The 24,152-nt window shown below is 65.0% G+C and carries 22 protein-coding genes; 4 read left to right on the forward strand and 18 right to left on the reverse strand.

The genetic code is table 11. The features are described from left to right. Nucleotides 1-166: 166 nt before the first annotated feature. Nucleotides 167-403, forward strand: a complete 237-nt coding sequence (locus AB2N08_RS13485) for a hypothetical protein (protein WP_367611165.1) — start codon at nucleotides 167-169, stop codon at nucleotides 401-403. A 4-nt stretch (nucleotides 404-407) separates the two neighbouring features. On the opposite strand, the gene AB2N08_RS13490 is transcribed toward AB2N08_RS13485, so the two are convergent. The 17 genes from AB2N08_RS13490 to AB2N08_RS13570 form a co-directional block, all read right to left on the reverse strand. After that, nucleotides 408-1,901, reverse strand: coding sequence for a class I adenylate-forming enzyme family protein (locus tag AB2N08_RS13490; protein WP_367611166.1), 1,494 nt, complete (start codon nucleotides 1,899-1,901; stop codon nucleotides 408-410). A gap of 78 nt (nucleotides 1,902-1,979) precedes the next feature. Continuing rightward, nucleotides 1,980-3,062, reverse strand: a complete 1,083-nt coding sequence (locus tag AB2N08_RS13495) for an acyltransferase family protein (protein ID WP_367611167.1) — start codon at nucleotides 3,060-3,062, stop codon at nucleotides 1,980-1,982. Between the two features lie 243 nt (nucleotides 3,063-3,305). Then, nucleotides 3,306-5,717 (reverse strand): catalase, encoded by a 2,412-nt coding sequence (locus tag AB2N08_RS13500; protein WP_367611168.1) that lies wholly within the window; start codon nucleotides 5,715-5,717, stop codon nucleotides 3,306-3,308. Nucleotides 5,718-5,874: 157 nt separating this feature from the next. Continuing rightward, nucleotides 5,875-7,221, reverse strand: coding sequence for a DUF2325 domain-containing protein (locus tag AB2N08_RS13505; protein WP_367611169.1), 1,347 nt, complete (start codon nucleotides 7,219-7,221; stop codon nucleotides 5,875-5,877). 68 nt (nucleotides 7,222-7,289) lie between these two features. Next, nucleotides 7,290-7,814 (reverse strand): molybdopterin-dependent oxidoreductase, encoded by a 525-nt coding sequence (locus AB2N08_RS13510; protein ID WP_367611170.1) that lies wholly within the window; start codon nucleotides 7,812-7,814, stop codon nucleotides 7,290-7,292. A 70-nt stretch (nucleotides 7,815-7,884) separates the two neighbouring features. Next, a complete protein-coding gene (locus tag AB2N08_RS13515) occupies nucleotides 7,885-9,345 on the reverse strand; it encodes an ATPase domain-containing protein (protein WP_367611171.1) in 1,461 nt (486 codons plus the stop codon). After that, nucleotides 9,342-9,749, reverse strand: a complete 408-nt coding sequence (locus tag AB2N08_RS13520; protein ID WP_367611172.1) for a hypothetical protein — start codon at nucleotides 9,747-9,749, stop codon at nucleotides 9,342-9,344. Before AB2N08_RS13520 ends, AB2N08_RS13515 begins: the two co-directional genes overlap by 4 nt. An 82-nt stretch (nucleotides 9,750-9,831) precedes the next feature. Next, nucleotides 9,832-10,632 (reverse strand): sensor histidine kinase, encoded by an 801-nt coding sequence (locus tag AB2N08_RS13525; protein ID WP_367611173.1) that lies wholly within the window; start codon nucleotides 10,630-10,632, stop codon nucleotides 9,832-9,834. Between the two features lie 370 nt (nucleotides 10,633-11,002). Further along, nucleotides 11,003-12,466, reverse strand: a complete 1,464-nt coding sequence (gene rng, locus AB2N08_RS13530; RefSeq protein WP_367611174.1) for a ribonuclease G — start codon at nucleotides 12,464-12,466, stop codon at nucleotides 11,003-11,005. 79 nt (nucleotides 12,467-12,545) lie between these two features. Beyond that, nucleotides 12,546-13,163 (reverse strand): Maf family protein, encoded by a 618-nt coding sequence (locus tag AB2N08_RS13535; protein WP_367611175.1) that lies wholly within the window; start codon nucleotides 13,161-13,163, stop codon nucleotides 12,546-12,548. Between the two features lie 47 nt (nucleotides 13,164-13,210). Further along, complete coding sequence (gene rlmH / locus AB2N08_RS13540; protein WP_367611176.1) at nucleotides 13,211-13,681, reverse strand: 23S rRNA (pseudouridine(1915)-N(3))-methyltransferase RlmH; 471 nt, start codon at nucleotides 13,679-13,681, stop codon at nucleotides 13,211-13,213. Nucleotides 13,682-13,687: 6 nt separating this feature from the next. Next, nucleotides 13,688-14,416, reverse strand: a complete 729-nt coding sequence (rsfS, locus tag AB2N08_RS13545) for a ribosome silencing factor (RefSeq protein WP_367611177.1) — start codon at nucleotides 14,414-14,416, stop codon at nucleotides 13,688-13,690. Then, entirely contained in the window at nucleotides 14,416-15,078 is a 663-nt protein-coding gene (locus tag AB2N08_RS13550; protein WP_367611238.1) for a nicotinate-nucleotide adenylyltransferase, read from the reverse strand. Before AB2N08_RS13550 ends, rsfS begins: the two co-directional genes overlap by 1 nt. Beyond that, on the reverse strand, nucleotides 15,078-15,989 hold the full coding sequence (hemF, locus tag AB2N08_RS13555; protein WP_367611178.1) for an oxygen-dependent coproporphyrinogen oxidase: 912 nt from the start codon (nucleotides 15,987-15,989) through the stop codon (nucleotides 15,078-15,080). Before hemF ends, AB2N08_RS13550 begins: the two co-directional genes overlap by 1 nt. Nucleotides 15,990-16,151: 162 nt before the next feature. Then, a complete protein-coding gene (gene purD, locus AB2N08_RS13560) occupies nucleotides 16,152-17,417 on the reverse strand; it encodes a phosphoribosylamine--glycine ligase (RefSeq protein WP_367611179.1) in 1,266 nt (421 codons plus the stop codon). 14 nt (nucleotides 17,418-17,431) lie between these two features. Further along, entirely contained in the window at nucleotides 17,432-18,157 is a 726-nt protein-coding gene (locus AB2N08_RS13565) for a YebC/PmpR family DNA-binding transcriptional regulator (protein ID WP_367611180.1), read from the reverse strand. A 100-nt stretch (nucleotides 18,158-18,257) separates the two neighbouring features. Continuing rightward, the gene (locus AB2N08_RS13570) at nucleotides 18,258-19,079 is read right to left on the reverse strand and encodes a DUF2182 domain-containing protein (protein WP_367611181.1); all 822 of its coding nucleotides are present in this window, start codon (nucleotides 19,077-19,079) and stop codon (nucleotides 18,258-18,260) included. Nucleotides 19,080-19,424: 345 nt separating this feature from the next. On the opposite strand from AB2N08_RS13570, the gene AB2N08_RS13575 reads away from it, so the two are divergent. Continuing rightward, entirely contained in the window at nucleotides 19,425-20,402 is a 978-nt protein-coding gene (locus AB2N08_RS13575; protein WP_367611182.1) for a quinone oxidoreductase family protein, read from the forward strand. After that, entirely contained in the window at nucleotides 20,399-20,551 is a 153-nt protein-coding gene (locus AB2N08_RS13580; RefSeq protein ID WP_367611183.1) for a hypothetical protein, read from the forward strand. Before AB2N08_RS13575 ends, AB2N08_RS13580 begins: the two co-directional genes overlap by 4 nt. Before the next feature lie 94 nt (nucleotides 20,552-20,645). On the opposite strand, the gene AB2N08_RS13585 is transcribed toward AB2N08_RS13580, so the two are convergent. After that, nucleotides 20,646-21,296, reverse strand: coding sequence for a DUF4136 domain-containing protein (locus AB2N08_RS13585; RefSeq protein ID WP_367611184.1), 651 nt, complete (start codon nucleotides 21,294-21,296; stop codon nucleotides 20,646-20,648). Between the two features lie 188 nt (nucleotides 21,297-21,484). On the opposite strand from AB2N08_RS13585, the gene pepN reads away from it, so the two are divergent. Continuing rightward, on the forward strand, nucleotides 21,485-24,142 hold the full coding sequence (gene pepN / locus AB2N08_RS13590) for an aminopeptidase N (protein ID WP_367611185.1): 2,658 nt from the start codon (nucleotides 21,485-21,487) through the stop codon (nucleotides 24,140-24,142). The last annotated feature ends 10 nt before the right edge of the window (nucleotides 24,143-24,152 follow it).

Consider the following 24,152-nt stretch of genomic DNA (forward strand, 5'->3'; position numbering starts at 1 on the left):
AACAGACTAACGGCCACACCGGCCTCGCTATGTTAAGTGGTTCACATAGCAGAGGGTTTTCGGACCAGTCCTACTTTCTGTCGGTAGTTTTATCGGTAGCGCGACCATTCTGCATCCAAGAACTATTTCAGGCGACAATGCGTGAATTCACAATGGGGGAGGGAATATGTACATGGTGTACTGGACGGTCGTGGACGGCGGCGTTTCGACCGCACACGCGCAGGACTTCGATACTGCCGAGATGGTGCCGGCCATGGGGTTCATGGAAGCGTTGCGCAAGCGCCAGCGCGATGGCGAGGGCATTCGCTTCATCACCATGTGCTCGGAGCACCCGGACGTGGTGGGCCATCCCGGCGCGGACGTCACCGGTGCCGACTACAGCTGGAAGAAGCGGCGCAGCTAGCGCCTCACCCTGGCGGCAACCGGCTCTTGAGAATCTTGCCGCTGGGCGCCGCCGGCAGCGCGTCCATGAACACGATGCGCGCCGGGCGTTTATAGGGCGCCAGGCGCGGGCGCAGCCAGTCGGCCAGCACGGCCTCTGTCGCCCCGCGCGCCTCCACGAACGCAATCACTTCTTCTTCGCCATCGGGCAACGGCCGGCCGATCACGGCCGACTGCACGACGTTCGGGTGCGCGTTGAGCGCGGTCTCGACTTCCACCGGATAGACATTGAAGCCCGAGCGGATGATCAGTTCTTTCGTGCGCCCGAGCAGGAACAGCGCGCCGTCAGGCCCCTGGCGCGCCAGGTCGCCCGTCGCCAGCCAGCCGCCCGGCCGCAGCGCCGCCTCGGTGGCGGCGGCGTCGCGATAGTAGCCGCGCATCAGGTTAGGGCCGCGCACCCACAGCTCGCCCGGTTCGCCCGGCGCTACGTCGAGGCCTTGTTTGCCGACGATGCGCACCACGACGCCCGGGATCGGCATGCCCACCGAGGTGTCGGCGCGCGGCGCGTCCAGGCGCGTCTGGCTGACTGTCGGCGCACTCTCGCTCAAGCCGTAGCCGTTGTGCAGCGGCAGGCCGAACATCCGCTCGACCGCGCGCTTGAGCACCGGGTCGAGCGGCGAGCCGCCCGCGTAGCAAAAGCGCAGTGTCGAGGCAATCGGTTGCGCGTCCCCTTTGGCCAGCGCCAGCAGGCGCGCATACATGGCCGGCACGCCCTGCACGATCGTCAGCTCGCCGGCGCGAATGGCGGCCAGCAGGCGCGCGGCGTCGAAGCGCGGCGCGAGCTGCAGGCAGGCGCCCGCGTACAGGGTGCCCAGCAGCACCGACGTCAAGCCATACACATGCGATATCGGCAGGCCGCCATAGGCGCGATCGTCCGGCGTCAGGCCGCGCAGGCGGCTGGACGTGGCGGCGACGAACAGCAGGCTGGCGTGGCTGAGCATCACGCCCTTCGGCTGGCCGGTGGTGCCGGTGGTGTAGACGAGCGCCGCGACGTGCGCCGCGCCAGCGTCGACCGGCTCAGGCAGGCATTCCTCATTGCATGGCCCGGCCAGGATGCCGGGATGTGCTGCACAGTCGGTCGCGCCGGCGCGCGCCGCGTGGCCGGCGGCGTCGGGCGAAGCGTGCACGAGGTAGAGCACGCGCCGCGCGCCGCTGTGCTGCGCGAGCGTGGCCAGTTCGCCTTCGCTCAGGCGCGCGTTGACGCAGACGCTCCAGGCGTCGATGGCGGCGGCGGCAAATAGCAGCGCCACTTGCGCCACGCTGTTTTCGGCCACCAGCATGACGCGGTCGCCGGCGCGCACGTCCAGGTCACGCAGCAGGGCGGCGTACGCGTCGGTCTCGCGCGCGAGCTCTGCATAGGACCAGGTGCGGCCATCCTCCACGAGCGCCGGCGCACCCGGGTGGTGGAAGGCGCCGTGGCGCAGGATGTCGCTGATACGAAGAAACGGTGAAGACTGCATGACGCGGGGCTGCCAGAAGACGGACAGACCTTATAACCGCTGGCGGCGCACATCGCAAGCGAAGCCGGGCAGGTCTGGTCAGATCTTCAGGGCCGCAGTCGGCACGATGCCTGCGCCGCGAGGTTGTGCCTGCGCCCCTGATGGCCTGGCCTTGCCGCCGGCGCCGATCATGGACGCAAACACACGTGGCATGATGGCGCTGGCAACCTGGTACAGCGCCACCAGCACGGCGCTGACCACCAGCGGGGCCAGCACCCAGTACACCGGATACGGAATGGCGCTGCCATAACGGTTGTACAGGATCCAGCTGAGCATCAGCAGCGGCGCATGTGCCAGGAACAGGAAGAAGCTGTATTTGCTCATGCCCGTCAGCCACGTACCGAACCGTGTGCTTGCCGCCCAGGCGGTTGCGGGCCAGAGCAGGATCGGGGCAGCCACGCGCAGGTACGTCGTGTCTTCGATCCGGTAATGCAGGATGGCGGCGCAGGCGAGCAGGAAGGCAACGAACAGGATGCCGGCGTAGCGATCGAGCAGGCGCAAATCCCACTTGCGCACTGCCGCCATGCCGCCGACATAGAACAGCACGGCCATCAGATCGCGCTGCAACAGATGCCCGTCGAAATTGCCCATGAAGACAATCGACACGAAGACCAGTCCGCCCCAGGCCGCCTTGCGCAGCAACCAGCCGAACAGGGGCGCCAGCAGGATCAGCACGATCAGGTCGCGCAAGAAATTAAGGGGGTAATTGATCGGAGAGAAGGTGAGACCGAACGCCGCATTCAACCAGCCCATCGCGTCGAAGGGCCACAAGTTTGCCGACAACTGCATGCCGCCGACCATTTCGGCGCCCAGCGCCACGGGCGCCAGCGGCAGGTTAAAGCAAAGAAAGGGAATCAGGATCGTGCGTGTTTTCTTGGTCAGGCAGCGTACCGGTTCCTGATCGATGCAGGACCTGAACAGCAGGAAACCCGAAATCACGGTCAGCACCGGCACGCTGGCACGAAACACCGCAAGCTGGAAAAACGCCTTGACCATGTCGAACCAACCATTGCCAATCTCCGGCATCGGTACATAGGCCGGGGTATGCAACACGATAACGCCGAAGATCATGACGATCCGTAAAAATGCGATGCGGTCATGGATGCCATGTTGGAGCGTCATGAAGTGCCTTCCGGGAGGTTGTTGTAATGGTCGACCCGGGCATGCTGCGCATCATAAACATGTCATAGGGGCAATAAAATTATGACAAGAAGAGTACGCGATAAACTCGTACCAGTAAATAGAGCATTTATAAAAAATCATTAAAAAAAAGACACCGATCGGTGTCTTTTTTTCTTGCACTTTTACCAAATTTCTGGCTTGCACCTAACCGCCTGCAAGCGCAGGCGGACAGGCTGGAATGACTTACACCGATGGTGGATCGGTTTCGCGGGCGTACACGCGGAAGCCGGCGAGCGCCGTCTTGAAGGCTGCCAGCGCCGTATCGGCCTGGGCCGGGTCGGCCACGATCAGGCCCGGGTCGTCCGAACCGTCCGGCAGCGTCGCCGGGATCATGGCCCTGGTCAGCAAGTCCGAACCGGCGCCAAACACGAGGATCGGCTTGCCGTGACGGTATTGCTCACGCAGGAATTCGAGTACCTGTGCGTTCTTGGCCAGGGTCGCCACGGCCTGCGCGCCGTCCGGCACGATCACCGCGTCGTACATCACCGACGGGCCGGCTTCGACCGAGATCTCGACGTCGATCGGGTCGCCATCGGCGGCCTTGACCTTGCCCAGCATATTACCGACCATGCGCGGCACGGCGCCATCCTTGAGCAGGCTGGCGTATTGCGCCTTGACGGCCTTGTCGTCAACGCCCGAGGCGATCAGCACCGCGACGCGGCGACCCTTGATGCCGGTGACGCCCGGACGGCTCAGCAGCGACAGCGCCGGCGACACCGGATAGGTCGGAATCGGCGCATCGGTGGCCAGCGGCAGCGGGGCCGGCACATCCATGCCCAGGCCTTCGGCCACGCGTGCGACCAGTACGGCATCGACGTTGGCCAGCAGCGCCAGCGTGCGCTCGCGCACGGCCGGCGTCTGCACGCGCGTCAGTTCGAAGCGGAACGCATTGACGATGTGGTTCTGCTCGGGCACGCTCTGGCTCTGCCAGAACAGACGGGCCTGCGAGTAGTGGTCGGCAAACAGTTCCGGATTGCCGCGCACCTTGTCGGCAGCGATCGTCTCGGGGAAGCTGGTAAAGCCCGGCGGCCCGGCCTGGTACGGCACGCCGCCGCCCAGCGAATTGGGCTCGTAGTTCACGCGGCCGCGGTTGATCGCCTGGCGATGGAAGCCGTCGCGCTGGTTGTTCTGGATCTGCACGATCGGCGAGTTGATCGGGATCTCGTGGAAGTTCGGGCCGCCCAGGCGGGTCAGCTGGGTGTCCTGGTACGAGAAGTTACGGCCTTGCAGCAGCGGATCGTTCGAGAAATCGATGCCCGGCACCACGTGCGAGGTGCAGAACGCCACTTGCTCGGTCTCGGCAAAGAAGTTGTCCGGGTTGCGGTCCAGCACCATCTTGCCCACGGGCGTCAGCGGCACCAGCTCTTCCGGGATGATCTTGGTTGGATCGAGCACGTCGAAGGCGAAGCTGGCGGCTTGCTCTTCGGTGAAGATCTGCAGGCCCAGTTCCCATTCAGGGAAATTGCCGGCCTCGATGGCTTCCCACAGGTCGCGGCGATGGAAATCGGGGTCGGCGCCCGAAATGCGCACCGCTTCGTCCCATACCAGCGAGTGCGTGCCCTGCATTGGCGTCCAGTGGAATTTCACGAAGCGCGACTCGCCCTGGGCATTGACCAGGCGGAAGGTGTGCACGCCGAAGCCCTGCATCGTGCGATAGCTGCGCGGAATCGCGCGGTCCGACATCGTCCACAGCAGCATGTGCGCGATCTCGGGCGAGAGCGACGCGAAATCCCAGAACGTGTCGTGGGCAGTGGCGGCCTGCGGCATCGCGTGGTGCGGTTCCGGCTTGGCCGCGTGCACCAGGTCGGGGAACTTCATCGCATCCTGGATAAAGAATACGGGGATGTTATTGCCCACCAGATCCCAGTTGCCTTCCTCGGTATAGAACTTGACCGCGAAGCCGCGCACATCGCGCGCGGTGTCGGTCGAACCGCGCTCGCCGGCCACGGTCGAGAAGCGCAGGAACACCGGGGTGCGCTTGCCTTTCTTGGCAAACGGAATCGCGCGGGTGAGGGCGCTGAAGTTGTCGTACGACTCGAAGTAGCCGTGGGCCGCCGAGCCGCGCGCATGCACCACGCGCTCGGGGATGCGCTCATGGTCGAAATGGCTGATCTTTTCGCGCAGCACGAAGTCTTCGAGCAGGGTCGGGCCACGCAGGCCGGCCTTGAGCGAATGCTGGTTGTCCGACACCGGCACGCCCTGGTTCGTCGTCAGGTGGCGCTCTGCGGGGTCGACGCGCACGCGGTCGAGCGGGGCGACGGTGGCGTTTTCGCCTTTCGGCGGGGTGCCGTCGCCGACCTTGTCATTGGCGATGATCTCGGTCGTCGTGCTGCCGGTGGCGGCGTGGGTCGACGGCTTGAATGATTCGCCAACTGCCGGGGTGCGCGACGCATCGCCATATTCGCCAGGCTTGTTGGCGTTGAACGGCCGCGCTGCGGCCAGATCTTGTTCAGAAGGAATCTTGTCGAGCAGGCGATCCGCAATCGGATTGCTCACGCCGAGGCTTTGGGGCGGCTTGGCGTCGGACGGGCCGGCCACCGTGCTCAGGACTGATCCTGCGCCATCGAACGAGCTCGGGTGCTTTGATGTAGGCATGCTATTCCTCGTTGGTTATGTGGTTAATCAAACACCCTTCAACATAGCCAACAGTTCCGCACGCTACTGTGAGATCACACACACACTGTGTGGGATTAATTTTAAATTGTTTCTATGAGTGCCATAGCCAGCATGTATCGATGCCGCCAGCATGCATTCAGCCATGCCGCAGGCAAAAGCGCGAGGACGGCGGGGTCGCCATCGTTGCCTGCGGAAACAAGCGTTGCAGCAGCAGGATCATGCTGGCCACGCTGGCCGAGCGCACCGGGTGATACCGGGCGCCGGTTTGCTCGCAGCTGCGCTTGATCGTGTGCATGGCGGCATGGCTGATGCAATCGACGGGGAACACGACCGTCTGCGCCCGCGCCAGCGTCGACACCAGCGTGCCCTGGCGTTCTTCGATGCCGCCGTCGTGCACCAGCAACTGACCGCCGGCATCGGCCACCAGCCTGACCAGCGTGGCGACAGCGCCAGGCCGGCCGCCGATGTAGGCGATGCACTGCCCAGCCAGAGGCGGCAGGGTGGTGCCGCTGCCGTCATTGGCCAGCGCGGCAGTCAGCGCGCGCTCGACAGCCAGTGCGTCGGCCAGCGCGGCGCTGGCTTGCGCTCCCACGCGCGCCAGTTCGCCCTGCAGCGTGGCAACCAGTGCGTCGCTCGCTGTCCGTTTGCGCTCGGCCTCGTCGCCGCGGGCCAGGTGCAGCGCCACGCGGCTGGCGCTGGCGGCCAGTTCGCCGCGCGCCTGCGCCAGTTGCGCTTCCAGTTCGGCCGTGTCCGCTTGCTGCCGGCATTGCACGCGCAAGGCGCGCACCTCGTCTTCCAGCCGGCGCGTGGCGGCGCCATGGCGCAGCGCCTGCTCCCGCAGGCGTTCTTGCTGGCGTTCGTTCTGCTGCCTGAGTTCGTCGGCTTCGGCTTCCAGCGCCACCAGGCGCCGGATGTCGGCGCGGTTGGCCGCGCCCACCAGGTGCGACAGCATGTGGACGTCGCCAAAGGCCGTCGCGCGCGCATCCGGCGTGACGCAGGGATGGGTCATCAGGGCCCAATAGGCGCCGGGCACTTCGCCGCTCGCCATTGCCTGGCTCCACAGGGCCAGCAGCGCCGCCTCGTCGGGCGCCGCCTTGAAGCGCTTGATCACCAGCAAATGACGGGTATCGAGGGCCTTGTTGATGTCTTTCCAACCCGGGGAGCGGTCGCAGCAGATGCCCACCGCAGCGTGATGGATGTCGAGGTCGCTGGCATGCTGGCGGTCGATGAGCGGCTGGAAGCGCGGCACCAGCTTGCGCAATTCACCCGTGCTCAGGCAGGTGCCGATGATCGAGCAGTGCAGGTGCAGGTCGAGGTCGGCCAGCGTGCTGCGCCGGGGACGCGCCACCGGGACCGGCTGCGCCACCTGCGCCGGGTGTTCGGCGCAGCATGCGTCACCCGGCCCGTGGCCGAACAGCATGGTTGCAGTCGACAGGAGCGGATTCGGGCGCAGCGCAAGATGCGGTGCCGGCAGGATGGGCATGACGATTCCTCAAGCGTTATATACCACCGAATATAACGCATTTGCGGACGTCCTGCAGGTTTTACGGTTCAGTCGACTATCTGGCGTACTTCGATCGACTGCAGCCATTTGACATGGCGCGGACCGGTGCGCAGGTCGTCGCCGGCGATCAGCGCCAGAGGCCCTTCGCCGGCGGCCAGCGGATGGCCGTCGCGTTCGAACAGAACCAGCACGTTGTCGCCCGCCTTCGCATTGAACAGCTCGTTCCACGAAAACACGACCTGGTAGCCGTCGGTGGCGCCGGCGATGATCGCCAGCTTCTTGACGGTGTTATGGTCGCGCACGACGATCTTCGCTTCGTCCAGGAGCGCGCGCAGGCGCACGCCACGGACGTCGCTGACGGCGCCGCCGTTCTTCGCCGGCAGGCGCAGGCTGACGATTTGCGCCGGGTCGCGGGCGCGCAGCGCGGCCACGTCGAGCGTCAGGCTGCGCTCGACCGCGCCCTTGACGAGCACGGAGCGTGCCGGCGTGGCCGGCGGGACGCCATGGGACAGCGCGGGGATGGCCGCGCTCAGGGCGGCGCAGAGCAGGGTCAGGCAGGCGAAACGGCGCATTGGCATCCTTCCATTCGTAATATAAACAAGTATATAACGATGCCGCGCCGGCGCGGCCAGCAGGGGCCGATTACGGCAAGATGGTGCGTGGATGGCCTTGCAGGATGCCGTCGAAAGGGGCGGCGCTGGCGCTGACGAGGATCTCGCCGTCGACGATCTCGAACTGGCGGATCTGGCGGCTGTGCCGGCTGCCGCGCAGCTTGACGACCGAAATCACCGTGCGCAGTTCGGCATGCGTTTCAATGTAGCGTTGCATGATCACGCCATCGACCAGCACCGCGTTGCCGTATGCGCTGAAGCGCAGTTCCTGGTAGCGGTCTTCGAGTTCGCTTGTCATCAATACCGTCACGCCCTTGGCGCCGAGCACCGTGGTCAGGCGATACAGCGACTCGCGGAAATCGTCGCGAAACTCGGGCGCCAGCGCCAGCTCGAAACCGGACAGCGAATCGAGCACGACCCGCGTGGCCTGGGTGCGGTCGATCATGCCGACCAGTTCGTGCAGCATTTCGTCGATCGACAGGTCGAGCGCGCGCACGCTCATCAACGCCACCTGGCCCGAGCGCACCAGGCCGTCGAGCTTCAGGTTCATCAACTGGCTGGGGCTGCGCTCGAACAGGGCAACCACACCCGTTTCGCCATTGGCCGCGCCGGCAGCCAGAAATTGCGTGGACAGGATGGTCTTGCCCGACCCGGTCGGGCCGACCACGAGCATCGAATAGCCGCTCGGGATGCCGCCGCCCAGCATGTCGTCGAGTGCCGCCACGCCGCTCGACAGGCGCCCGCGTGGCAACACCATCGACGCGTCCGCGCCAGCCGGCTCCGGCGCCGGCAGGATGCGCGGGAAGATATCGATGCCGTGGTTGCTGATGCGGAAGGCATGCAACCCGGGTTGCTGTTGCTGGCCGCGCATCTTGATCACCTGGATCTTGCGCGACATGGTGTTGCGCTGCACGTTCTGGCTGAGCCAGATGATGCCGTCGGCGACCGTGAAGATCGGGTTCTGGTCGGCCTCGTTGGCCAGGTATTCGCCGATCAGGAACGTGGTCGCGTTCCAGCTCGTCATGTGCGTCACCAGACGCTGGACAAACGATTGCAGGGCCGCCACGTCCTGGTGATTGCCGCGCGCCGCCTGGATGAACGAGCGGAACGAGTCGATGAACACGAGCGCCGGCGCGTGGCTGCGCACTTCGGCGAGGATCTGCGCCATGACGGCGTCGTAGTCGCCTTCCTCGACCTGCGACGCCAGGCTGATGAACGTGACCGACTCGTTGACCTTGTCAAAGTCGAAAAAGGCAAACTGCTGCTGGTAGCGCAGCATCTTGACGGGCGGCTCGCCCATGGCGGTGAAGAACAGCGCCTTGCAGCCGGGCCGCGCCAGGCTGAACATGATCTGTTGGGCAAAGGTGGTCTTGCCGCTGCCGGGCGCGCCGCCAATGATATTGAATGACAATTCCGGCAAGCCGCCACCGAGGATGGTATCGAATCCGGATACCCCCGTCTTGAGCAGGCGAAGGTCTATTTTGTCAGTCATGCCAGATTCTCCTGAGTATTCTTGATGGCCGACGGACCGGGGAACGCCGAGCGCAAGAAGCGCGTGGCCAGGCTCGCGCCGATCAGTTCGCATATTGCGTCGGTGTAGGTTGCCAGCAAGGCGCGGTTCACCTCGATGAGTACCTGCGGTTCGAGTCCCGGCAGCAGCTTGTGGAAGGCGGCGAATACCGCCTCGCGCTCGGGCAGCGACCCGGTGGCGGGCAACCAGGGATACGCCGGCCGGTGCGCGTCGAGGCTGCGCACGAACAGTAGCTGGCTGCTCAGGGCGCCAAGTAGTGGATCGAGCTTGTTACGCAGCAGTTGCCAGACCTGGATCGCGGCATCAGGCGTGCCAGCCTCGAGAGGGGCCGTGATCGTCGCGAGCAGGTCGGTCGGTATTGGCATGGCGTTCCGGCAATTGCCGCATGCCCCGCTGACGAACACTGCAGCGCTTCGGTCCCCGGGGAGGTTGTGAATATAGTACGGGCTATTTTATCCCATTGATGACGGGTGAAGAAGCGGGAGCCGGTACAGCGGCCGGCACGAGCGGCAGGCGCACGGCGAGCCGCGTGCCGCGCGCGCGCGTGCTGTCGATGACCAGCGTGCCGTGGTGCGCGGCGATCTGTTCTTGTTGCGTTGCCAAACCAAAACTGCATGACTTGCGCGGTGCCTGCGGGTCGAACCCGATGCCGTTGTCGCTGATGACCAATTCGAGCGCGTCGTCCGTGCTGGCCAGGTGCAGCTGCACCCGGCTGGCCAGCGAATGGCGAAACACATTGTTGAGCGACTCTTGCAGCACGCGGTACAGGCTCATGAGGATGTCTTCGTCGATCTCCAGCGTTTCGAGACCGGCATCCGCCTGCAGGTCGCAGGCGATGCCGCTGGCCAGGGTGAACTTGCGCGCTTCGATTTCCAGGGTGGCGACCACGCCCAGGTCGAAACCGGCGGGCCGCAATTCGCTGAGCAGGTGTTTCACGGCGCGCAGCGTCTCGTCCACGTTGTCGAGCGCAGCGCCCACCCAGCTGTGCAGGCGGCCATGGCGCTCGTTCGTTTGCTGGTGCAGCGTGACGATGTCGAGCCGTAAGGCCAGCAGGTTCTGGCCGAGGCAATCGTGGATTTCGCGCGAGATCTGTCGGCGTTCGGCATCGCGGCTGGCGCGCTGGTGAGCCAGTAACGAGTGCAACTGCTGTTCGGACGCGCGCAGCGATGCTTCGGCGTGCTGGCAGGCGAAGATTTTTTCAACCAGCGCCTGGTTGACCAGCATTTGTTCTTCAGTCAGGCGCCGCATGGACGCTTCGAGCCCTTCGTCGGCCACCACCTCGGCATAACGGGACCGGACCAGTGCATCCTCTGGCCGAAAAGGTGCTTTACTCAGTCGATTGCGTTGGCGGGTTGGCATGGCAAGCAGGCTGTGGATCCAGCCCGGAAGAGGCTGAGTTTTTGGCTACATGGTATGGAACGCTAATTAGGTTGCTGATGCAAGTCAAGCATAAACGATTGAAGCGTCGAGAAAACATTGGTTCGACGGTCGTGTCATGCAGGTTGGATGGTGCGCGGTGCGACTGGTTTTCCGTGCACCGCGCTGAAACCGGCCGCAGTCGATCTGGATCAAGTCCAGGGTGCGTACAGTGAACTCGACGACGATGCGACTGCTGCACCTACATCAAAATCACGTCGTACTGTTCCTGGTGATACCCCTTCTCGACCTGCAGCGAAATGCGCTTGCCGATAAAGTCACCCAGCATGGCCAGGTGCTGCGACTCTTCTTCCAGGAACAGGTCGATCACTTCTTGCGAGGCGACGATGCGGAATTCGCGCGGGTTGAACTGCTTGGCTTCGCGCAGCAGTTCGCGCAGGATCTCGTAGCAGATCGTGCGGCTGGTTTTCACTTGCCCCTTGCCCGAGCAGGCCGGGCACGGTTCGCACAGGATGTGGGCCAGCGATTCGCGCGTTCGCTTGCGGGTCATTTCCACCAGGCCCAGCGCCGAGAAATTACTCACCGATACCTTGGTGCGGTCGCGCGCCAGGGTTTTCTTCAGCTCGGCGAGTACCTGGTTGCGGTGCTCGTTGTTCTCCATGTCGATGAAGTCGAGGATGATGATGCCACCCAGGTTGCGCAGCCGCAGCTGGCGCGCGATGGCGTGCGCCGATTCCAGGTTGGTCTTGAAAATGGTGTCGGCGAAATTGCGCCCGCCGACGTAGCCGCCCGTGTTGACGTCGATGGTGGTCATCGCTTCGGTCTGGTCGACGATCAGGTAGCCGCCGGACTTGAGGTCGACGCGCCGGCCCAGCGCGCGCAGGATTTCTTCTTCCACGCCGTACAGGTCGAACAACGGCCGCTCACCGGTGTAGTGCGCCATGCGCGAGAGCACGCTTGGCGTGTAGACCTGGGCGAACTCGACGAGTTTCAGGTAGTTCTCGCGTGAGTCGATCTGGATGGTGGCGGTCTCATCGTGCACGAAGTCGCGCAGCACGCGCTGGGCCAGGGAGAGGTCTTGATACAGCAGCGTGGTAGGCGGGCGGGTGCGGGCGCCCTGATTGATGGCGCCCCAGGTCTTGCGCAGGTAGTCGACGTCGGCGGCCAGGTCGTCGTCCGGCGCTTCTTCGGCCTGCGTGCGCACGATGTAGCCGCCTTTTTCGTCAGGCGGCAGCATGCTTTGCAGGCGCGTACGCAGGCGTTCGCGCTCGCTTTCCTTTTCAATTTTTTGCGAGATGCCGATGTGCTGGTCTTGCGGCAGGTACACCAGCATGCGCCCGGCAATCGAGATCTGGGTGGACAGGCGGGCGCCCTTGGTGCCGATCGGATCCTTGATGACCTGGACCGTGAGCACCTGGCCGTCGAACAGCAGTTTCTCGATCGCCGTCGGCGCCACGTTGCTGCCGTCGTGGGGGCGCGCTTCCCAGATGTCGGCCACATGCAGGAACGCGGCGCGCTCCAGGCCGATGTCGATGAAGGCCGACTGCATGCCCGGCAGCACGCGCACGACCTTGCCCAGATAGACATTCCCCGCCAACCCGCGCGTGAGCGTGCGCTCGATGTGCAGCTCTTGCACCGCGCCTTGCAACACCAGCGCGACGCGCGTTTCCTGCGGCGTGATGTTGATGAGAATATCTTCGTTCATGGACCCTGCCGCACTTATTGTTCAGGGTGATCATGATACACGCTCACGGCGTATCGCCGGGGGCGGGAAGGCGATCAGTTCAGACCGTGAGGCCCGCCTTGCGCAGCAAATTGGCGGTCTCGAACAGGGGCAGGCCCATGATGCCCGAGTGGCTGCCTTCGATGTGCTCGATGAACAGCGCCGCCGGACCCTGGATGCCGTAGCCGCCGGCCTTGTCGTATGGCTCGAGCGTGGCGCAATAGGTGCGGATCTGCGCCGGCGTGAGTTTGGCGAAGCGCACGTTCGACACTTGCGTGACCTGCTCGGCCACGCGTTCGGCATGCACGGCGACCGACGTCAGCACCTGGTGCGTGCGGCCCGACAGGCGCTCGAGCATGGCGACCGCTTCTCGGTTATCCGCCGGCTTGCCGAGAATCTCGCCATCGATCGTGACCGTGGTATCGGCCGTCAATACGGGGCGCAGCGGCTGGCGCCGCTGCAAGAGCAGGTTGAAGGCAAACGCGCCCTTCGCCTTGGCTACCCGCGCGACATATTGGTGCACGTCTTCGTTCGGCAACACATCTTCACTGACGTCGACCGAGCGGCCCGGCTCGCTGCGCAGCAGCATCAGCTCGAATTCCACGCCAACCTGGCGCAGCAACTCGCGCCGGCGGGGGCTTTTCGAGGCGAGGTAGATCTTGTTCTGGTTATTTCTCATCAGTTCGGACGATCAGGCAAGGCGGATGCTTACTGCATAAGCAAAATTCAGACCCGGTGATAAGGATGGTTCTGCGTGATCGACCAGGCACGGTATAGCTGCTCGGCCAGCATCACCCGCACCATACCGTGTGGAAGCGTCATGCTGGAAATACGAATCAAGCCTTCGGCGCGCGCCTTCAGCTCGGGATCGAGGCCATCGGCCCCGCCGATCAGGAACGCGGTGTCGCGCCCGTCACGCTGCCAGGTTTCCAGCTGCTGCGACAGGCCGACGCTGGTCAGGTCGCGGCCGCGCTCGTCGAGCGCGATGATGCGTACGCCCTTCGGCAAGACCGCTTCGATGCGCTCGCGTTCGAGCGCCATCGCGGTGGCGGCGGTCTTGCTGCCGGACCGTTCGACCGGCTTGATCTCTCTGAGCACGATGCGCAGCTCCGGTGGCATGCGCTTCGTGTACTCGGTGAAACCCGATTCGATCCAGGCCGGCATCTTGTGACCGACCGCGGCAATGATCAATTGCATGAAGGCTTACTCGGCGTCCTTCTTGATGCGACGGATCACTTTCTTGACCGGCGCTTCGGCAGCTGGCGCAGCTTTTGGCGCGGCGGCTTTCACGGCGCGCTTTGGCGGCTTGGCCTTGGTCGCTTCGACAGCGGCGGTCTCGGTTTTGCTTGGGCTGACCTTCACGGTTTTGCCGGTTGGCACGGCCTTGGCGGCAGGCTTCTTGGCAGCCGGCTTCTTGGCGGCGGCAGGCCCTTCGGCAGCGAGGGTCTTGGCGACGGTGGCGGCGCGCTTGGCGGCCGGCTTGCGTTCGTTGACCGGCTTGGCGTCGATCTTGTCCTGGTTGGCGGCAAGGTGCTTCGACTTCGGCTTGGCGGCATCGGCCTCGGCGCCCTCGAGCGTCGACTTGCGCTTGGCGGCGCCCAGCTTGACCGGCTTCTCGCCCCAGATTTCTTCGAGGCGGTAGTACTGGCGAATGGCCGGTTGCATGATGTGGACGATGATGTCGCCCAGGTCGACCAGCACCCATTCACCGGTGTCTTCACCTTCCATGCCGATGACGTCGCCGCCGGCGGCCTTGACCTTGTCGCGCACCGATGCCGCCAGCGATTTGGTCTGGCGATTCGAGGTACCCGAGACGACGGCGATGCGGTCGAACAGGCTGGTCAGGTGGGTCGTGTCGAACAGGACGATGTCCTGGCCCTTGACATCTTCCAGGGCGTTGACGACGAGGGTTTGAAGTTTCTTGAGATCCATTAGTTTTTGTACAGGTTATGTTGTTGAATATAGTCTAGCACTTGCGCCATCACGAGCGCGTTTGCGTCCGCTTCCAGGCCCGCGTGCAAGGCCGCACGAATGCGGCTTGACGAAATGTCGACGTCCAGCGTCGGTGCGAGGCAAACTTTTCCGTGGCTGCTTGCGCGCACGGTGTCGGGCGTCGCAAGGCGCGTCGACAATTCTTGTGCCACCAGGGGCGGCAGCGCTTGCTGCGCCAGGTCGTAACCCGGGCGCGTGGCCACACCCAGGTTGGCCAGCGCGAACAGTTCGCGCCATTCATTCCAGGTATCGAGATTGAGCAGCTGGTCGGCGCCCATCAAGAATACGATCGACGCCTGCGGGCCGAGTTCCCGGCGCAGCGCACGCAGGGTTTCCACCGTGTAGGTTGGCGTCGCACGTTCAATTTCCTGCAGGTCCATCACGACCTGCAGCTTGTCGTTGTTCAGTGGGCCGAAGGCCAGCTCGAGCATCGCGATGCGGTGCGCGTCGCCGGCTTCGAGGCCGCTTTTTTGCCACGGTCGGCCGGCCGGCAGGATGCGCAGCTGGTCGGCCTGCAGCAAGCCGCAAAACAGCTGCCCCAGTGCGACGTGACCGCGGTGCACCGGGTCGAAGCTGCCGCCCAGCACGGCGATACAGGTCATCACGGCGCGAGCCAGTCCCGGTGCGGCAGGAAGTCGGCCGCCAGGCGCGCTTCAGGGCTGCCGGCTTCGGGCTGCCAGTCGTAGCGCCACTTGACGATCGGCGGCATTGACATCAGGATCGCCTCGGTGCGCCCGCCCGACTGCAGGCCGAACAGCGTGCCGCGATCCCACACCAGGTTGAACTCGACATAGCGGCCGCGCCGGTAGGCCTGGAAATCGCGCTCGCGTTCGCCGTACGGCTGCTCCTTGCGGCGCGCCAGGATCGGCAGGTAGGCGGCAGTGAAGCTGTTGCCGACGCTTTGCATCAGCGCATAACACTGCTCGAACCCCAGTTCGTTCAGGTCGTCGAAGAAGATGCCGCCCACGCCGCGCGCTTCCTTGCGGTGCTTCAGGTAAAAATACTCGTCGCACCAGGTCTTGAAGCGCGGGTGCAGCGTGGGGCCGAACGGCGCCAGGGCGTCGTGGCAGGTCTGGTGGAAATGGCGCGCGTCGCCGTCGTCGCCGTAATACGGCGTGAGATCCATGCCGCCGCCGAACCACCACACCGGGTCTTCGCCGGGCGCGGTCGCCTCGAAAAAGCGCACGTTCATGTGCACCGTCGGCGCATACGGATTACGCGGATGCAGCACCAGCGACACGCCCATCGCTTCCCAGGCGCGGCCCGCCAGTTCGGGGCGCACGGCGCTGGCCGACGGGGGCAGGGCGGCTCCCATCACGTGCGAAAAATTCACGCCGCCGCGCTCGAAGACATTGCCTTCTTCGATCAGTCGTGAAATCCCGCCGCCGCCTTCCGGGCGCGTCCATGCGTCGCGCAGGAACGGCTTGCCATCGACCTGTTCAAGGTCCTGGACAATACGCGCCTGGAGGTCGAGCAGCCAGGTCTTGATGGCTGCGGAATGGAGGGATGGCATCGAGCGTTCGCGGTCGGGAAATGAAAAGAGCGCAGATTGTACACCTGCGCAGGGGGTGGGTCGTTCTGAGGCGGCCGGTGCTGGTGAGGTTGGGGGTGTTCGGAGACACTTGGGTTCCCGCGGAGGCGGGAACCCAAGTTCAACCAACGCCCGCAGTACCGCTTACTTGATCCCGCGCCACCCGATATCACGCCGATACTGCGCGCCATTGAAATGAATCTTCTCCACGGTTTCATAGGCCCGCTTCTGCGCCATCTTGACGCTGTCGCCCAGACCCACGACGCATAACACGCGCCCGCCACTGGCTTGCAGCGTGCCGCCCACGACGCGCGTGCCGGCGTGGAAGGTGACGCATTCCGGGACTTCAGGCGGAATACCGTCGATGACGTCGCCCTTGCGCGGGCTGTCTGGATAGCCAGCGGCGGCCATCACGACGCCCACGGCGGTGCGGCGGTCCCATTCCAGTTCGACCGTGTCGAGCGTGCCGTTGCAGGCGTGTTCGAGCACGGTGGCAAAGTCGCTTTTCAGGCGCGCCATGATCGGCTGGGTTTCAGGGTCGCCCATGCGGCAGTTGAATTCGAGCGTGCGCGGATTGCCTTCGGCATCGATCATCAGGCCGGCGTACAGGAAGCCCGTAAACGGGATGCCGTCGCGCGCCATGCCCTGGATGGTCGGGTTGATGATCTCGCGCATCACGCGCGCATGCATCGACGGCGTGACGATCGCCGCAGGCGAATAGGCGCCCATGCCGCCCGTGTTCGGGCCCTGGTCGTGGTCTTTCAGGCGTTTGTGGTCCTGGCTCGTGGCCAGCGCCAGTACGTTCTTGCCGTCGCACATGACGATGAAGCTGGCTTCTTCGCCGGCCAGGAATTCTTCGATGACGATGCGCGCGCCGGCGTCGCCGAAGGCGTTATCGGCCAGCATGTGATCGACGGCCGAATGGGCCTCTGCAAGTGTCATGGCAACGACGACGCCCTTGCCGGCCGCCAGGCCATCGGCCTTGATGACGATCGGCGCGCCGTTGGCGTCGATGTAGGCGTGGGCGGCGGCGGCGTCCGAGAAGGTTTCGTACTTCGCGGTCGGGATGCCGTGGCGCTGCATGAACGATTTGGCGAAATCCTTCGAGCTCTCGAGCTGGGCCGCTTCGCGGGTAGGGCCGAAGATCTTCAGGCCGCGCGAGCGGAACAGGTTGACGATGCCGGCCGCCAGCGGCACTTCCGGGCCCACCAGCGTCAGGGCGATGTTCTCGGCCGCGACGAAGTCGGCCAGCGCCTGCGGCTCGTGCAGGTCGACCGTCACCAGGCGTGCATCGAGCTCCGTGCCGCCGTTGCCGGGGGCGACGAAGACCGTCTGGACGCGTTCCGATTGGGCCAGTTTCCACGCCAGCGCGTGTTCGCGGCCGCCCGAGCCGACTACGAGAATTTTCATATTGCCTACCAGGGTTATTCGTCGATCACGGCGTTGGTGAACACTTCCTGGACGTCGTCCAGGTTTTCCAGAGCATCGAGCAGCTTTTGCATCTTGATGGCGTCGTCGCCCGTGAACACCGTTTCGGTGGCGGGCTTCATGATGACTTCGGCCACTTCGGCCTTGAAGCCGGCCGCTTCAAGCGCTTCTTTCACGGCCGCAAAAGCGTGCGGATCGCACAATACTTCGAAGCCGCCTTCTTCGTCGGCAGCGACGTCGTCGGCGCCCGCTTCGAGGGCCGCTTCCATCAGCTTGTCTTCATCGACGCCCGGCGCGAACAGGAACTGCCCGGTGTGCTGGAACATGAACGCGACCGAGCCTTCGGTGCCCATATTGCCGCCGTTCTTGCTGAACGCATGGCGCACTTCGGCCACCGTCCGCACGCGGTTGTCGGTCAGGCACTCGACGATGATCGCCGCGCCGCCGATGCCGTAGCCCTCGTAGCGCACTTCTTCGTAGTTCACGCCTTCGAGCTCGCCCGAACCGCGCTGGATCGCGCGGGTGACGTTATCTTTCGGCATATTCGCATCAGCCGCCTTCTCGACCGCCAGGCGCAGGCGCGGATTGGACGGGATGTCGCTGCCGCCCATGCGTGCGGCGACGGTGATTTCCTTGATCAGGCGCGTCCAGATCTTGCCGCGCTTGGCGTCAGTCGCGGCCTTCTTGTGCTTGATATTGGCCCATTTGCTGTGTCCAGCCATGTCGAGAATTCCTTAGACGGTATGCAAGAGTGGCCGACATTCTAGCATAGCCCCCCCTTGCAAAAACGTCCAAGGAGCATCATGCGACGGTCGCGAATCGTCATGGAAACAACAGTCCGGTACCCAGCGCGAGTAGCGCCAACCCGCCGGCGCAGGCGACCTGGTGACCGCCCGTCAGCCGGATCTCGGCCAGCACGAACAGGCCCACGACAATGATCGCCACCGGATTGTCGGGCCCGGCGGCCAGCAGCACAAGCATCAGCAGCCAGCAGCAACCGAGCGCCTCGTGCGCATGCGCGGCGCCGTGGCGCAAGGCCCCGGCCAGGCCGTCGCGCCAGCCGGCCAGGATGCCGGTGAGCGGCGCCCGGCAATGCGCCAGGCAGGCGTGCTTGGCGGGTGTCCACTGGTAGACGCCGGCCGCCACGAGAACGAGCCCGAGCAGCAGCGGATGGCGGATCGCGCCGCCCGGGCCGGCCGCGTGCAGTGTCCACTGGGCGATGGCGGCGAGCAGGGCAAACCCGGTCCAGGCGCCCAGGTAGCCAAGCACGAACAGGCCCGTGCGCAGGCGCGCGCGCCGGGCCGCGCGGTGGCCGGCCAGGCGCGCGAACAGCACCGCGGCGCGGCTGGCCAGCGGCAGCATCAGGGCCGTGCACAGGCCGGCCCAGGTCAGGAACACGAGCGCCAGCTGGCCCGCATGCCAGGCGAGCGATGGGCCTGCGGCAATGACGGTGCTTGCGGTGGCAGGCAGCGGTGCCGCCCCGCGCAGCACCAGGCCACCCAGCACCAGCCCGGCCCAGAACAGGCTGGCCAGCAGCGACACCAGCAGCAGGCTCAGGGCGACCGGACGGTCGCTGTGCGCGCCAGCATTCATTTCAAGCGGGCGCTCGGGTGCGGCGCTTGCTTCGAGGTCGCTCAGATTCATCGCGCCGCTCCTGCTCGGGCGACGCGTGTTTTTTTCCAGGTCATGGTGGTGGCTCCTTGTGGTGACGGGTGTGCAGGTTCGACTGCGCAGCGCGGCTGTCCGTTCGGCAGGCCCGGCCGCAAGGCCCGCCAGGACGAGCCCGCCGTCGCCTGATGCGCGATGGCCGCGCGGTCGGCGGTGCAACTATTGCGCCACAGCGCACCGTGCTCGGCGGCGTGCAGCGGTCGGCTGCGGCGCCGGCGAGCACCGAACTTCAACGCCGACGCCACACTCGCGCACCGATGTTGAGCGGGTTCAGAACCGGGCCTGAATACGGTATTCTTGGGGCACACACAGGAGAACCGCATGCACGCCAAAGCAATCCGTATCGCCGCTCACGGCGGCCCCGAAGTGATGGAATATGTCGACGTCGACGTGGGCGCCCCCGGGCCCGGCGAGATCCTGCTGCGCCAGCACGCGATCGGCCTGAACTTCATCGACGTCTACTTTCGCACCGGCCTGTATCCGCAGCCGCTGCCCGGCGGCCTGGGCAAGGAAGGCGCGGGCGTGGTCGAGGCGGTGGGCGAGGGCGTGACCCACATCCGCCCGGGCGACCGCGTGGCCTATGCCGGCGGCCCGAACGGCGCCTATGCCGACCTGCGCGTGATGCCGGCGGCGGTCGTCGTCAAGCTGCCCGCTGCGATTTCGTTCGAAACGGCGGCGGCCATGATGTTGCAGGGCCTGACGGTGCAGTACCTGTTTCGTTCCACCTACCGGCTGCAGGCGGGCCAGACGATCCTGTTCCATGCCGCGGCCGGCGGGGTGGGTCTGATCGCCTGCCAGTGGGCGCGTGCGCTGGGCGTGCAGCTGATCGGCACCGTCGGCTCGAAACAGAAGGGCGAGCTGGCGCTGGCGCACGGCGCGGCGCACGTCATCAATTACAACGACGAAGACATCGTGGCGCGGGTCAAGGAGATGACGAAAGGGGCCGGCGTGCCGGTGGTGTACGACTCGGTGGGCAAGGACACCTTCACCGCCTCGCTCGACTGCCTGCAGCGGCGCGGGCTGATGGTCAGCTTCGGCAATGCGTCCGGCGCCGTGGAACCGTTCGCGCCGGGCGAGCTTTCCAGGCGCGGCTCGCTGTACATCACCCGGCCGACGCTGTTCGATTACATGTCCAACCGCGAAGAATGCGAAACGATGTCGACAGAACTGTTCGAGATGGTCACGAGCGGCAAGATCGCCATCAACGTGAACCAGACCTTTCCGCTGGCCCAGGCAGCCGAGGCGCACCGCGCGCTGGAAGCGCGCCGCACCACCGGCTCGACGGTGCTGCTGCCATGAGAGACACCCGGGACGAACGGCCTGTCACGCCGCCGCCGCGCCCGGCCGACGACGGCGCGCCGAAGTTCGGGCGGCTGCTGATCGTGCTGGTGCTGGCGTTGCTGCTGGTGGTGGCGATCACGTTCGGGTCGGAGGCGTATTTCGGCTAGGCCCGACCGCTGGGCTTCAAGAGAATTTGTTAGCCTCAAAACGTCATTCCCGCGGAGGCGGGAATGACGTGCTTGCTGCAATGCGCATGGTGACTTAGCTGGTTGGTTCCTTTGTCACCACCACCCGCCGCGCCACGCCCGACTGGCCGGGGAAACCCGCGAACGCGCTCTGCACCAGCGCCGGCATGATTTCCGGCGTCGACATATTGCGGCTGGTGTTATGCACCGTTACGTCGAACAGGCGCTTGCCGTCGCTCGACGACTTGATCGAGACTTGCAGCTCGCGCCGGTAGTGGTGCTCGATCGACGTCTGGTACGACGGGTACGGGCCCCAGAACGGATCGTAGAACGGGCTGTACCAGCCGCCCCAGTAGCGGCGGTTGAAGCCGCGATAGCCGCCGTAGCCAAAGCGGGCGCTCGGGTAGAAGTAGGGCGTCATCATCGGCTCGATCACGCGCACCGGCAGGTCGGTGGTGGTAAAGCCCATCGACACGGTGAATGCCGGCGTGGCGCCGTCGGCATCGCGAAAGCCCTGGCGCGCCAGTTGGCCGCGCACCAGTTCCTGGTAGCTGCGCCATTCCAGGGTATCGTCCTGCGGTGACGGCACTTCAAATACATAGCTCTTGTCGGCAACCTGCGCCGGCCATTGGTGGAACGTGGTGACATCGCTGCGGATGCTCGTCGCGCAGCCGCCCAGCAGCAACGCAAGTGCGGTGCCCAGAGCGATCGTGATGAAGCGTTTCATGCAAATCTCCCGTTTGTCTTGTCGGTCTTTCCCCGATCTTCAAGATTATCGCTTGTTCAGGATTCTTGGAGCCACTTTTACACCCCGTTACCGTGCATACAATCCGATACATGAAAATTCGTCGACGGCGACCCAAAAGCTTGTTGGTAAAATAAGCCCTTCATCCACTGTGTCAGCCAGAGCCCATCATGCGCACCGATACACCCCAGACCATTTTCCGCAAGGATTATTCCCCGCCGAGCTACCTGGTGGATATTGTAGAGCTCGGCTTCGACCTGGATCCGGCGCGCACCGTCGTGGCCAACCGCCTCACGCTGCGGCGCAACCCGGCCGCCACCACGCGCGGCATCGAGCTGCACGGCGAAGACATCGAGCTGGTGGCGCTGCGCATGAATGGCAAGCTACTGGGCAAGGGCGACTACACCCTGGCCAACAACCTGCTCGTGATCCACAGCGCGCCGGACGCCGTGGTGCTCGAGATCGAATCGCTGTGCGCGCCCGAGAAGAACACCACGCTGAGCGGCTTGTACGTGTCCAACGGCAACTTCTTCACCCAGTGCGAAGCCGAGGGCTTCCGCCGCATCACGTTCTTCCCGGATCGCCCCGACGTCATGGCCAAGTTCACCGTGATGCTGCGCGCCGACAAGGCCCGTTATCCGGTGCTGCTGTCCAACGGTAACCTGCTCGAAGAAGGCGTCCTGGACGACGGGCGCCACTATGCGCTGTGGGAAGACCCGTTCAAGAAGCCGTCATACCTGTTTGCCCTGGTCGCCGCGCAACTGGTCTGCCAGGAAGAAACCTTCCGCCTGGCCGATGGCCGCGACGCGCTGCTGCAGGTGTGGGTCGAAGACGGCAACCTGGATAAAACCGACTACGCGATGCAGTCGCTGAAGCACAGCATCCGCTGGGACGAAGAAAAATACGGGCTCGAACTCGACCTCGACCGCTTCATGATCGTCGCCACCAGCGACTTCAATATGGGCGCGATGGAAAACAAGGGCCTGAACATCTTCAACACCAAGTTTGTGCTGGCCAATCCGCGCGTGGCGACCGACATCGACTTCCAGGGTATCGAGGCGGTGGTGGCGCACGAGTACTTCCACAACTGGACCGGCAACCGCGTCACGTGCCGCGACTGGTTCCAGCTGTCGCTGAAAGAAGGCCTCACGGTGTTCCGCGACCAGGAATTCACGGCCGACATGATCGGCACCGCCACTGGCCGCGCCGTCACCCGCATCGACCAGGTACGCACGCTGCGCCAGGCCCAGTTCCCGGAAGACGCCGGCCCGATGGCGCACCCGGTGCGGCCCGACTCGTTCGTCGAGATCAACAATTTCTATACCGTGACGGTGTACGAAAAAGGCGCCGAAGTCGTGCGCATGTACCAGACGCTGTTCGGTGTCGACGGCTTCCGCAAGGGCATGGACCTGTATTTTGCGCGCCATGACGAGCAAGCCGTCGAATGCGACGACTTCCGCCGCGCGATGGCCGACGCCAACGGGCGCGAGCTGGCCCAGTTCGAGCGCTGGTACAGCCAGGCCGGCACGCCGGTGCTGCGCTTCGAAGGCCGCTGGGCCGCCCAGGCGCAGACCTATACGTTGCAGCTGTTCCAGTCGTGCCCGGCCACGCCCGGCCAACCCGAGAAACTGCCATTCCACATCCCGGTGGCCGTGGGCCTGCTCGACGCCGCCGGCGCCGACATGGCCCTCGTGGTCGATGGCGAGCAACGCGGCACGACCGCCGTGCTCGAACTGACCGAGGCCGAGCAAACCTTTGTATTCACCGGCATCAAGGAGCAGCCGGTGGCGTCGGTGCTGCGCGATTTTTCCGCGCCGGTCATCCTGCAGGGCGGCTACACCGATGCCGACCTGCTGCACCTGTTCAGCCACGACAGCGACCCGGTCAACCGCTGGGAGGCCGGCCAGCGCCTGGCCATGGAGCGCCTGCTGAAACTCACCGGCGAAGCCAGTGCCAGGGACGATTCCGCGGCCAGCCTGAAACTGGACGACACCTTCATCGAAGCGATGCGCAAGATCCTGGTCGACGAAACACTCGACCCTGCCTTCCGCGAGCAGTGCCTGACGCTGCCTTCCGAATCGATGATCGCCGAGCAGCTCGAGAGCGTCGATCCGCTGGCCGTACACATCGCGCGCCAGTTCGTGCGCGCCGACATCGGCGCCCGCCTGCGCAGCGAACTGCTGGCGCAGTACGAGGCCAACGCCACGCCCGGCCCCTACAGCCCGGACGCTGCTTCGGCCGGCAAGCGCGCCCTGAAGAACCTCGCGCTGGCCTACCTGAACGCGGCACCGGACGACGCCAGCGTCGCCCTGGCCCAGCGCCAGTTCGATGAAGCGGGCAATATGACCGACCGCGCCGCGGCACTGGGCGCGCTGGTCGCGGCGCGTGTGCCGCAGGCGGCCGACGCCCTGGCCGTGTTCTATGAAGAATTCAAGAACGAGCCGCTGGTCGTGGATAAATGGTTCGCGATGCAGGCATCAAGCCCCACCACGGATCTGGCGACAGTGCGCGCCCTGATGACGCATCCGGCCTTCACGCTGCGCAATCCCAACCGTGCGCGCAGCCTGGTGTCGATGTTCTGCGTGAACAATCCGGTCCAGTTCCACGCGCCGGACGGCAGCGGCTACGCCTTCTGGGCCGAGCAAGTGATCGCACTCGACGCGCTCAACCCGCAAGTGGCCAGCCGCCTGGCGCGCGCGATGGACCGCTGGCGCCGTTATACGCCGTCCCTGCAATGGCAGATGAGCGAAGCCTTGCAGAAGGTGGCGGGGCAGGTCAAGCTGTCGAACGACGTGCGCGAGATTGTCGGCAAGGCGCTGGCCAACTGAACAAACATGC

The organism is Massilia aurea (assembly GCF_040790145.1).
Classification (GTDB): Bacteria; Pseudomonadota; Gammaproteobacteria; order Burkholderiales; family Burkholderiaceae_D; genus Telluria; species Telluria aurea_C.

Bases quoted from the DNA above. Each gene is read 5' to 3' on its own strand.
- AB2N08_RS13520 (WP_367611172.1), bottom strand. From the start codon at position 9,749: ATGCCAATACCGACCGACCTGCTCGCGACGATCACGGCCCCTCTCGAG.
- AB2N08_RS13535 (WP_367611175.1), bottom strand. From the start codon at position 13,163: ATGAGAAATAACCAGAACAAGATCTACCTCGCCTCGAAAAGCCCCCGC.
- AB2N08_RS13585 (WP_367611184.1), bottom strand. From the start codon at position 21,296: ATGAAACGCTTCATCACGATCGCTCTGGGCACCGCACTTGCGTTGCTG.
- purD (WP_367611179.1), bottom strand. From the start codon at position 17,417: ATGAAAATTCTCGTAGTCGGCTCGGGCGGCCGCGAACACGCGCTGGCG.
- rng (WP_367611174.1), bottom strand. From the start codon at position 12,466: ATGAACGAAGATATTCTCATCAACATCACGCCGCAGGAAACGCGCGTC.
- AB2N08_RS13485 (WP_367611165.1), top strand. From the start codon at position 167: ATGTACATGGTGTACTGGACGGTCGTGGACGGCGGCGTTTCGACCGCA.
- AB2N08_RS13580 (WP_367611183.1), top strand. From the start codon at position 20,399: ATGAGAGACACCCGGGACGAACGGCCTGTCACGCCGCCGCCGCGCCCG.
- AB2N08_RS13575 (WP_367611182.1), top strand. From the start codon at position 19,425: ATGCACGCCAAAGCAATCCGTATCGCCGCTCACGGCGGCCCCGAAGTG.
- AB2N08_RS13495 (WP_367611167.1), bottom strand. From the start codon at position 3,062: ATGACGCTCCAACATGGCATCCATGACCGCATCGCATTTTTACGGATC.
- hemF (WP_367611178.1), bottom strand. From the start codon at position 15,989: ATGCCATCCCTCCATTCCGCAGCCATCAAGACCTGGCTGCTCGACCTC.
- AB2N08_RS13570 (WP_367611181.1), bottom strand. From the start codon at position 19,079: ATGAATCTGAGCGACCTCGAAGCAAGCGCCGCACCCGAGCGCCCGCTT.
- AB2N08_RS13505 (WP_367611169.1), bottom strand. From the start codon at position 7,221: ATGCCCATCCTGCCGGCACCGCATCTTGCGCTGCGCCCGAATCCGCTC.
- pepN (WP_367611185.1), top strand. From the start codon at position 21,485: ATGCGCACCGATACACCCCAGACCATTTTCCGCAAGGATTATTCCCCG.
- rsfS (WP_367611177.1), bottom strand. From the start codon at position 14,416: ATGGATCTCAAGAAACTTCAAACCCTCGTCGTCAACGCCCTGGAAGAT.
- AB2N08_RS13510 (WP_367611170.1), bottom strand. From the start codon at position 7,814: ATGCGCCGTTTCGCCTGCCTGACCCTGCTCTGCGCCGCCCTGAGCGCG.
- rlmH (WP_367611176.1), bottom strand. From the start codon at position 13,681: ATGCAATTGATCATTGCCGCGGTCGGTCACAAGATGCCGGCCTGGATC.
- AB2N08_RS13500 (WP_367611168.1), bottom strand. From the start codon at position 5,717: ATGCCTACATCAAAGCACCCGAGCTCGTTCGATGGCGCAGGATCAGTC.
- AB2N08_RS13565 (WP_367611180.1), bottom strand. From the start codon at position 18,157: ATGGCTGGACACAGCAAATGGGCCAATATCAAGCACAAGAAGGCCGCG.
- AB2N08_RS13550 (WP_367611238.1), bottom strand. From the start codon at position 15,078: ATGACCTGTATCGCCGTGCTGGGCGGCAGCTTCGACCCGGTGCACCGC.
- AB2N08_RS13490 (WP_367611166.1), bottom strand. From the start codon at position 1,901: ATGCAGTCTTCACCGTTTCTTCGTATCAGCGACATCCTGCGCCACGGC.
- AB2N08_RS13515 (WP_367611171.1), bottom strand. From the start codon at position 9,345: ATGACTGACAAAATAGACCTTCGCCTGCTCAAGACGGGGGTATCCGGA.
- AB2N08_RS13525 (WP_367611173.1), bottom strand. From the start codon at position 10,632: ATGCGGCGCCTGACTGAAGAACAAATGCTGGTCAACCAGGCGCTGGTT.